This is a genomic window from Acinetobacter sp. XS-4 (assembly GCF_023920705.1).
GTDB lineage: Bacteria > Pseudomonadota > Gammaproteobacteria > Pseudomonadales > Moraxellaceae > Acinetobacter.
Map to the genome: position 1 here is coordinate 2,971,385 of NZ_CP094657.1, position 10,230 is coordinate 2,981,614.

The following is a 10,230-nucleotide window of genomic DNA, read 5'->3' on the forward strand; positions in this document are numbered from 1 at the left end:
AATAATATAATGGTAAAAATGTTGTTTGCTTTTCATTCTATTTCTTTCTATTTATAAAAAATATATAATATTCTCAATAGCTTTCTAATTATCTATTACATTCAATCAAGATCATTTAGTTTCAATAAAGAGAATAAAATGCAAGAACAAGCTTTACCCTCATCTCCTCAAGATTTGAATGAGGATCAAAATATTACGTCCCCACCAATTTCACAATCAGGAATTTATCATTTTAAGTTTCATGGTAAAGCCTCAGAATATTTTGGAATCTGGATCGTTAATATTCTTTTGACTATTATTACTTTAAGCTTATATGCACCTTGGGCTAAAGTTCGTCGCTTACGCTATTTCTATGGCAATACAGAATTTTTTGAACGCCGCTTTGATTTTACAGGGATTCCAACCAAGATTTTGATTGGACGTTTAATTGCATTAGGAATTTATGCCGTATTTGCAATTTCATCACAGTATTCAATGATTGCGACTGTGGTTGGGCTAGTTGCACTATATACAGCAGTACCTTGGCTAATTCGCGCTACTTTGCGTTTTACTGCAAGAAATAGTAAGTTCGGCAACGCACGTTTTTATTTTGGTGGAACGATAAAAGAATCTTATAAAGTCTTTCTTTTGAGTATATTGGTATATATTTTCACTTTAGGAATCTTTACACCTGTAGCTATTTGGTTATATAAAAAATATTATCTAAACAACTTATATGCTGGACAATTAAATTTTAAATTAAATGCGAAATGGCCTGCTTATATGGCTGCAGTTTATATACCAGTTTTTATTGCAATTGGTATAATTGCTATTTTTTCAATCATTTACTTTGCACTTATCGGAACAATTGCTGGGTTCTCACCGAACGCCTTAATCTTCGGAATATTTATAGTATATGCATTTATTGGATTATTTATTTATCCATTAATTGCTGCACGTCTTTTTATTACGACATGGAACAATACTACAGTTGGAAACAGTCAATTTAAAACAGACTGTAATCAATGGCGTTTTGCATGGATTGTAGCTTCAAACTGGATTGTAAAAATCTTAACCATAGGCTTAATGTCTGCTTGGGCTGCGGTTCGTATTCACAAATATCAGATTGAATCGATGAGTTTAATTTTATTAGATGATCCAGATCAAATGATGAATCTCGCTCAGCAAGAACAAAGTGCTTTAGCTGAAGAAATCAGTGATATTTTTGATATTGACATCTCTCTATAATAATCTGAGTTTAATAATTTATGTCCCAAGCAGTAGATATCATTTTCTATGATGGCATAGTGTCTAAACCACACCGTGCTCAGATTTCAGCTCAATCTGAATCTGAAGTTCTAATTCGGTATGGTGAGCAATTAGAACAACAGCGTCATTATCAATATACTGATATGAAATTGATTGGTGCGCTGGGACAGTTACACCCAGTAATTGAATTAGACGATGATGCACGGATTGAATTTCATAGTGCATTACCTGAATGGTTTAATTACACAACTAAAAAGGTTCAACATTCGATCTGGAAATTTGAACGCTCTCCGGGCCTTATTCTTTTTAGTGTAATTTTTGTGATCACTTTCGCGATCAGTCTAGTGAAATGGGGTGTTCCAGCTACATCCCATTATCTTGCTTTTCAATTACCTGAGAATACTTTAAAGAAACTAGGTGATGAAGCCGAGAATTATGTATTAAATAATTGGACTGCACCCAGCCAATTAGCACAAACTCAAAAAGACCAAATTACTAAACAATATTTGAATACTGTTGCTGAAAACAGACCAGCCAAATTAGTCTTCCGTAAAGGCGATCAATTAGGGGCAAATGCTGTAGCGCTACCCAATAATACGATTATCATCACAGATGAACTGATCAAAATGGCACATACCAATCAGGAAATCTTAGGCGTATTAGCCCATGAACAAGGCCATTTGGTTTATCGCCATAGTTTGCAACAAGGGTTAACTAGTTTAGGCTTAAGTATATTATACATTGCAATGACAGGAGATAATTCAGACTTATTTACGTCATTACCTGCCGCTATGATTGGTGCAAATTACTCACGTAAATTTGAGTCAGAAGCCGATCTATATGCTTTACAGCTGATGGATAGGAAGCATATAGAAGTCTCGCACTTCGCAAATTTCTTACAACGTTTAAGCGATACAACAGAAGAAGGTATCGATAAAAAAAATCAGTCCAACCCACCAACTTCTCAAGAAGAATCTTCAGCTAATAAACTATCTACAGCTGTGCTTGATACTTTATCCTCTCATCCTGCAACTGAAGAGCGTATTCGAATGGTTCATGATTTTGAGAAAAAACAACATGCTAAAGATTAAATAGTAGAAAGTGAGGATTCATTCTCAAGACACTATGAAATATAAAGTTAAGCTGAAATCTCAATCTGCTTAACTCAATCCAAATTTCCATATAAGCTGCTAAGTACTCAAACTTTTTAAAGGCACTCAAAATAATTTATAGGCTCACAGAGTCTATCTAGAAAATTTATGGTCTTTAGGAAGTGGAGCATCACATGGTTGATCCGTCTTTACATTGACCATTTTCACAGGCCCATCGTTGTAGATTGTTACCTTACAGCCTTTTACGACATATTCTTGTTGAATGCCACCGTACATTTCATCCTCAGAAACAGCAGATGCAACATCACATGCCTCGTCAACACGGCACATATCCTCTTGTCCACCTACAGCTTCTGCTCCAGCAGCTTCCATTACATCTACAGCACTCTCTTGTACTTCAGCATCTACAGCCTGTATTTTTGCTGCATATGTATTTGAAAGATTCATCATAAGAAAAATTGCAAGAAAGAACTTACTACTAGGTTTTATTAAATTCATGAATTATCCATATCTCTTAATTTAAATTTGGTACATAACAGGCGATTTTACTTTGCAAGTTAGTGATGCAAAGGGGGCATTTTATAATACAGTTGCTCAGAGTACATACTTACCATCATTAAAAATGTAATCCCACAGATTTATTCTAGCTCAATTTAACTTATGGATAATCTTGTTGAATCTAATTATAAACGCCTTAGTACTTTTCAATTAATCAAATTTTACGCTACTTAAGCTAATTAACTCAATCCAACAGTCTAAACACCGACTCCAAGCTTTTTTAAATAGTAGTACTATATCCATCATTTAGATTCATCACCAAAATTCATGGGCAACAAACTCCGTAATACTACAAAGCAGTCCATATACAGTATCTTTCGTTGAGGCTTGCCCAACGTCCATACCCCTTAAACATTCCAATAGCGTTAGTCATCACTTGTCCATTTGGCTTAGATTTAGAGTTTAATTTTTTGTTTAAAGATGAAGCTTTAAGGTAATACTGCATAATACGTTCTTCCTGATCTATAGCACTCATCGTTGCATTATTAAACAGCGCTTCAAAGTAGGCGGTGGCAGCCTGTTGGGTGAGTTAAAGTTGAAAACTTACTCAATAAATACCAGAAAATATAGTCTCCCAATATTTTATAAATACATAAATTATAAATATAAACAATAGATTGCATAAAATAGATAGAAATAGAATGTAGGAAATAAATTTATTCCCTACGTTAAATATAATTTTAAGTTAATTAAGATTGATAAAAGTCGATTCTTCTGCAGTTCTATTCATACCAAATTGAAGCATTGTCTCCTGTATTGCATCTAACATATAAGCTCTATTGCTGGTATTGAGCTGAGCTGACTCACTCCAACGATGGGGGTTCCAATTGTTTTGAAAAGATATTTGATCAGACTTTAACTTAAAATTTTCCAATACTTTCTTCATGAAAGAATGTCCTTTAAAAATTTCATTTTTAAAAACTTTGCTTCCATTTATATAGGTTCTATTCAGTAACTCAGATGGTAGCACCAATTGACCAGTTGAAGAGTCAGATAAATAAGCCAATCTATACCAAAGTTGATTATATTCAACACCATATACAGAATTATTTAATTCATTAATTGTTTGTGGCAATTGTACTGTACCTTCATTCGATTGCTCGGCTCTCAAGACATTTTCAGACCATTTTGCCATACTCTCTATATACCACCCCTCCTTAAATTGACTATATCCATACTCATATAAATGGAAAATTTCATGAGCAACAGTTGCCCAATTTGCTGGAAAGTTCTCAAGATTTTTTCTAACTTGTAGAATAAGAGTACATTTATTTTCTTTGTTAATTTTATTAATATAATTTGTAACCCCTTCATAAGCTAAACCATTTCCACTTGATAAATTCACATGAATATCAATATATTCAGCAACTCCTTTATACCTTTCACTTTCCAATGGGTGAGTAAAACCCAAATAAGTTAAGGCATCAGTCATAGCATTAGCTTGAATAGCGATATTTTCAACATAGTCCGGTATATTATTACTATTTAAATCACTCATATCTGTTAAATAGTCAGGACTAGAAGGATTCTTAGAATAATATATCCTAAATTTACCAGATTTATATACGGATTCAATATTACCAAGTAATGCAGTACTGTTGTTACATATATCAGAAGCTCTACTTGACATAGAAAGCAAAGCAAAAAAAGATATAAAAAATATTTTACTTATCATGAACTATATACTCATTTAAAATAAAAAAAATAAATAAAAAATTAATAAAACTCCAAACCTAAGAATAAAATTTAAATCAAATAAACTTAAAAACAAATAAAAACAAACATTTAAACCAAACACAAAATTAAAACATGTGTATTAAACACACGTAATTAAATTTATTTAAAAACAAATAGTTAAATAAAAAAATTACACACCTAGAGAAAAATAAATATTTCTTAAATATAATAATTAACTATTTTTAAAAAAGAAGTGTACAAATTTAACGCCACATAATATTTGCAAATAAAATTATGAAACTTAAATTGAATTTAACACTCTAATTTTTAAAAATCCATTAACATTAGCTTCAGCTGCATACGGGTAACCATGTATTATTTTTTAAATATTAATATTGGAAAGTCTTTAACTGGAATTGAACATTCAGCTTTGGCACGTTTAAGATTATTCAAAGAAATAGATTTGAATCCAATTATCATAACTACTGCATACAACCCCCAATTATCTTTAAACATTTCCAATTTGGAAGAAAATCATGAAAACTTCCTAAATGTATATGATTATTTCCAGGAAATAGACATTTTTAACAAACCATATAAATTAGAAGATTTCAAAAAAACAAATCCAGAATACATTTTTGAAAAAACTGCAAATCCCTATGATTATAAAGTATTTCACAAAGGAGAATATATTCTTTATTTACACTGTTTTGAAAATGAAGAATATAACATTTCATATATAAACTATTTTGACTTAAATCGAAAAAAAATTAAACGTGAGATTTTTGATATTCGCGGTTTCAAGAGTAGTGAAATCATCTTAGATAAAAAACAAAATAAAATATGTGAAAAATTCTTTAACACTAATCATGAGGTTTGCATAGAAAAATATTATGACAAAGTTGATAATGAAAAAAATGTTTGTACTTCAATAGTCTTATATCGACAAAATTCACTATATGCTTCATTTTCAAATGAGGAAAGTTTTATTGCATATTGGTTAGATTTATTATGCCAGAAAAATCAAGAATGTTATTTTTTTATTGATAAAAATAAAATTTTTGCGCCTATTCTTTTAAAAATGAAAAATAAACCAGTTTTAATTTCAATTTTCCACAGTGTACATACACGTAACCCTCAAGATATTTTAGAGGGTGATTTCAATAGCAATTACAGAAATATTTTGAACAACCCCACAGTATTTAAAAATATTATTGTTTCAACTCAACAGCAAAAAAATGATTTATTTTTAAGATTTGGTGATTTTTTTTCAATTAATGTAATACCTCCAAGTTATGCAAAAAAAAGAAAGAGAATCTCAATTATAGAGCGCAATAAGAATAGAATTATTTCTGTAGGGAGATATTATGTTGAAAAAAGATTAGATCACATGATAAAAGCTATTTCTATAGTAAAAAACAATATTCCAAACGTTCAACTTGATTTATACGGATTCGGTGATGCTAGAGATAATTATAAAACTGAAAAAGAACTTAGAAATTTAATTCAAGAATTAAAACTTGAGGACAATGTTTTTCTGAGAGGTTATAGCACTGATATTTTACGTGAAATCGAAACCTCAACTATCTCACTTATTACTAGCAGCATAGAAGGTTTTTGTATTGCTATACTAGATAGTCTTTCATGTGGTACACCTGTAATTTCATACGACATCAAATATGGGCCATCTGATTTGATTAAAAACAATATTAATGGTTATTTAATTAAAGATAGTGACATTAATAGTTTAGCACAAAAGATAGAGTCTTTATTAACAGATCCAGACCAATATCAATATTTATCACAAGAAGCATATAATAGTATTAATTATTATTCAGATATTGAAGTAAAAAATCTTTGGAAAAATTTTATATGGAGTTTTAAATAATGTATTGCGTGCAAAAAATTGATATCCAATCAAAACTATTAGAGTTTGAGGATGGCGATCCTTCTGCCACCCATAGCTTTGGCTTAGGACCATTACTTATTCTTTTATTAATTTTTCAAAAACTAGAAAAAAGAGAACTAACACTTGATCAAATATTAAACATAACTGAAATTGTAAAAAAAGAGGCGAAATCTTTAAACAGTATTGGTTATAATAATCAGAATCCTCCTTCTCTATATCAAGCACTATTAAATCTAATTATTACCTCTTCTCCAGATACAGCATTACTCTTAGCAAATACTATTTTCGAATGTTCAAAAATTAAAACGAGTGAACACTTTAAAGACATTCTTGATTCACTCAACCTAGATCATACTGTTGCTAAAAATATGACTGGTAGAAAACATTCAAAAATTCCTCAAAGGTTTTCTATTAGTGATTTAAAGGAAATTTCTCTATTATTTACTGAACTTCCTCCTGAGCTTAAATATTATCTTAAATTTAGTGATACTTATTATAATAATAAATTTTTAAATAACAGCTCTTTTTTATTGAAAAACAATAAAGTAGAATATGGTTATTTTTTTGGTGAAAATTCATCAGAGTGTTTTTGTATTATAAAAATTAATGAAAAATATAAATTAATCATTGTTTCAGGTGCAATTAATGCTTTTCATAGAGATTACTTAGTCGAAAAGGCCATATATGAAACAAAATATACTGAACACTTAAAACCATCAATCGATAAAAAATTTAAAAAAAATGAAGTTGTATTAAATTTTATTGGTGATACTTATTTTGGTGAATTTTATAGTAAAAGAAGATTATTACGCAAAACATATGACACCTTAACTATGGATGGTTATGATCATAGTTTAAATTGTCTACGTACTTTTTTAAATCAGGCCGATTTTAATATAGTAAATCTCGAAGCCGCATTAGTTAATAAAAGCACTCCTTCTCCACTTCAAGGACTCAAAAAATTTATTCTAGGTGCACGACCTAGCCAGACACTAAATGCTTTAAAAAAAGGGAATATTCATGCTGTTACCCTAGCAAACAATCATACTGCTGATTTTGGTAACCTAGGTATAAAAAATACAATAGATGAACTTAAGGCACACCATATTCTCTATTGTGGTGCAGGGATGGATAGTACAGAAGCTAACAAACCAATGAGATTTGAAATTAATGGGAAATATGTAACTATATTTTCAGCGTATTGGTATCGTTTTAATAATCATCGTATTTTTAAATTTTATGCTACACCATCTAAAAGCGGTGTTAATACTATCGAAGGTGAATTATTAGAAAGTATTCGACTTGAAAGAAAAACATTTCCAGATAGTTATATTATTGTATTACCGCATTGGGGAGTTGATTTTCTACCAGTACAAAGCTACCAGAGAAATCTCGGCAATCAAATAGTAGATGCAGGCGCTGACTTAATTTTAGGTCATGGTCCGCACACAATACAGCAAATCTATAAAACAAAAGATAAACCTATTATATTTAGTATGGGTAATGGTTTTTTTAATAGTGATGGTGAGTATGACGGATACCCTGACGCAGCTCCTTATGGTTTCATTTCCCAACTTTTGTTTACAACAAATAAATTAATGAAGTTACGATTATATCCTATTTATTCAAATAATCGTGATACTAGATGGCAACCTAATTTTGTTAACTCTAATGATTTCAGAAAAGTTTTAGACTATCTATTAAAAGTCAAAAGTGATTTATCAAATTGGAATATTGTTGAGAATGTAGAAAATCCTTACCTTGAATTAATGATAACCTAAATTCACTATGGTTTTAAAATAACTTATATGACATAAGCTATTATATTTAAATAACTTATGTCTATTTTAACAACTATAGTCAATCATCCGAGGATGAATAACCCTACCCGAATCAAAACATTGAGGATACGGGAACTGCAGACAAAAAAGAAAGAACTGAGCAAAATAATGATGCTCTCATTGGCACACACTGGCCAAACCAAGATGACACAAAACCATCAATCAGCCTATGACAATGACAGATCATGACGATCTCGATCAAAAGGTTCATCATGATTATAAGCAATTAGAATAAGATCAAAAATTATTTGTGCAGCACATTCACCTATTAGTTTGTTCTGTAAGAGACAACTTAAACTCAACTTATCTATTATCCAAAGCAATTAGAATCATTCTTGTTTTAACTATTTCTATTCAAATTTTTATATAGGTTTCTAAGCATTAAAACATTCACATAAAAAAAGCCCCTGCTTTTAACAGGGGCTTTTCGAATTTGGCGGAAGCGGTGTCCGTCTAACACCTGTCTCAAAGCATCCAAAATAATATATTTACACCTTATTTTTCAATACATTATAAAAACAATCATCCATCCCCATCTTGTACAATCCAATCATTTCCAATATTCTATGTGGGTTTTTATGTGGGACAAAATCAACCTATGCCAAAGAAAGCTAAAGAACTTTCAGCACTCAGTGTATCAAAATTAAAAGAGAATGGTAGACATGCTGTCGGTGGTGTTGATGGTCTACATCTACGTATCGTTAATGGTTCCCGAGCTTGGATTTTACGTGTTGCTGTCGGACAACGTTTTGATGATAATGGTAAACAGCAGGTACACCGCCGTGATATTGGTTTAGGTCCATATCCTGAAGTCTCTTTAGCAGAAGCTAGAGCTAAAGCTCTAGAAATAAAAAAACAGATTCGTAACGGCATTGACCCAATAAAACAAAAAAAAGAAAAATTAGAAAGTTTACGCATCCAAAATCATCGTAAAAAATCATTCCGAGAATGTGCCAAAATTGTTATTGCAAATAAGTCACGTGAACTGAAGAATGAAAAACATATTGCTCAATGGTCTTCAACTTTAGAAACCTATATTTATCCAACTCTGGGGGATCGTATTATTGGTTCAATCACTAAAATTGATATTGCCACTGCTCTTGAGTCTATTTGGATTGAAAAGAATGAAACTGCTAAACGTATTCGTGGTCGTTTAGAAACTATCTTTGATTATGCTAAAGCTATGGAATATTTTGTTGGAGATAATCCTGCAGCATGGAAAGGTAATTTAGAACCTATTCTTGGTAATTTAAAACAAGAATCTAGACCACATCCATCATTACCATATGTGCAAGTGGCTAGTTTCATTCATGACTTACAACAGCGAAATGGAATTTCTCCCAAAGCTTTAGAATTTGCCATATTAACTGCTTGTCGCTCGGGTGAGGTATTTGGAGCTTTATGGAAAGAAATCGACTTTAAAAATAAAATCTGGATTATTCCAAAAGAACGAATGAAAGCTGATAAAGAACATAGAGTTCCTTTATCTGAAGCAGCTATTAGATTACTTGAACAGCTTTATCAAGAAACTCATCCTCAACCAGATGACTTCATTTTCCCTGCTCCACGCGGTGGTATGCTGTCAGATATGTCCCTAACTGCTTTGATCAAACGGATGCATGACAAGAAATTAAAAGAAGATGGGATTGGTTATATTGATCCTAAGCAAAATCGAGTGATCACGACACATGGTTTCCGTTCAACTTTCCGTGATTGGTCAGCCGATAAAACAGATTACCCTCGTGAAGTCTGTGAGCATGTATTAGCACACAAACTACCAGATGAAGTTGAAGCAGCTTACTTACGTGGAGCTTATCTTGAAAAACGTAAAGGTTTAATGGCTGATTGGGCTGAATTCTGCAGTGCACACGTTAACTAGACATCA

7 protein-coding genes are annotated in these 10,230 nt (G+C 31.3%); 5 read left to right on the top strand and 2 right to left on the bottom strand.

Annotation, left to right across the window (positions count from 1 at the left end; genetic code table 11):
* Positions 1-138: 138 nt before the first annotated feature.
* On the top strand, positions 139-1,227 hold the full coding sequence (locus tag MMY79_RS13845; protein WP_252609471.1) for a YjgN family protein: 1,089 nt from the start codon (positions 139-141) through the stop codon (positions 1,225-1,227).
* A 20-nt stretch (positions 1,228-1,247) separates the two neighbouring features.
* Positions 1,248-2,339, top strand: coding sequence for a M48 family metallopeptidase (locus tag MMY79_RS13850; protein ID WP_252609473.1), 1,092 nt, complete (start codon positions 1,248-1,250; stop codon positions 2,337-2,339).
* A 153-nt stretch (positions 2,340-2,492) separates the two neighbouring features.
* On the opposite strand, the gene MMY79_RS13855 is transcribed toward MMY79_RS13850, so the two are convergent.
* Entirely contained in the window at positions 2,493-2,810 is a 318-nt protein-coding gene (locus MMY79_RS13855) for a hypothetical protein (protein ID WP_081399348.1), read from the bottom strand.
* A gap of 793 nt (positions 2,811-3,603) precedes the next feature.
* Complete coding sequence (locus MMY79_RS13860) at positions 3,604-4,593, bottom strand: hypothetical protein (protein ID WP_252609475.1); 990 nt, start codon at positions 4,591-4,593, stop codon at positions 3,604-3,606.
* Positions 4,594-4,965: 372 nt separating this feature from the next.
* Between MMY79_RS13860 and MMY79_RS13865 the strand changes: the two genes are divergently transcribed.
* From MMY79_RS13865 to MMY79_RS13875, 3 genes are all read left to right on the top strand, one after another.
* Positions 4,966-6,483 (top strand): glycosyltransferase, encoded by a 1,518-nt coding sequence (locus MMY79_RS13865; protein WP_252609482.1) that lies wholly within the window; start codon positions 4,966-4,968, stop codon positions 6,481-6,483.
* Positions 6,484-6,491: 8 nt separating this feature from the next.
* Positions 6,492-8,285: a CapA family protein gene (locus MMY79_RS13870; protein WP_252609484.1), complete on the top strand. Its 1,794-nt coding sequence runs from the start codon at positions 6,492-6,494 to the stop codon at positions 8,283-8,285.
* A 658-nt stretch (positions 8,286-8,943) separates the two neighbouring features.
* On the top strand, positions 8,944-10,224 hold the full coding sequence (locus MMY79_RS13875; RefSeq protein WP_252613529.1) for a site-specific integrase: 1,281 nt from the start codon (positions 8,944-8,946) through the stop codon (positions 10,222-10,224).
* Positions 10,225-10,230: the final 6 nt, after the last annotated feature.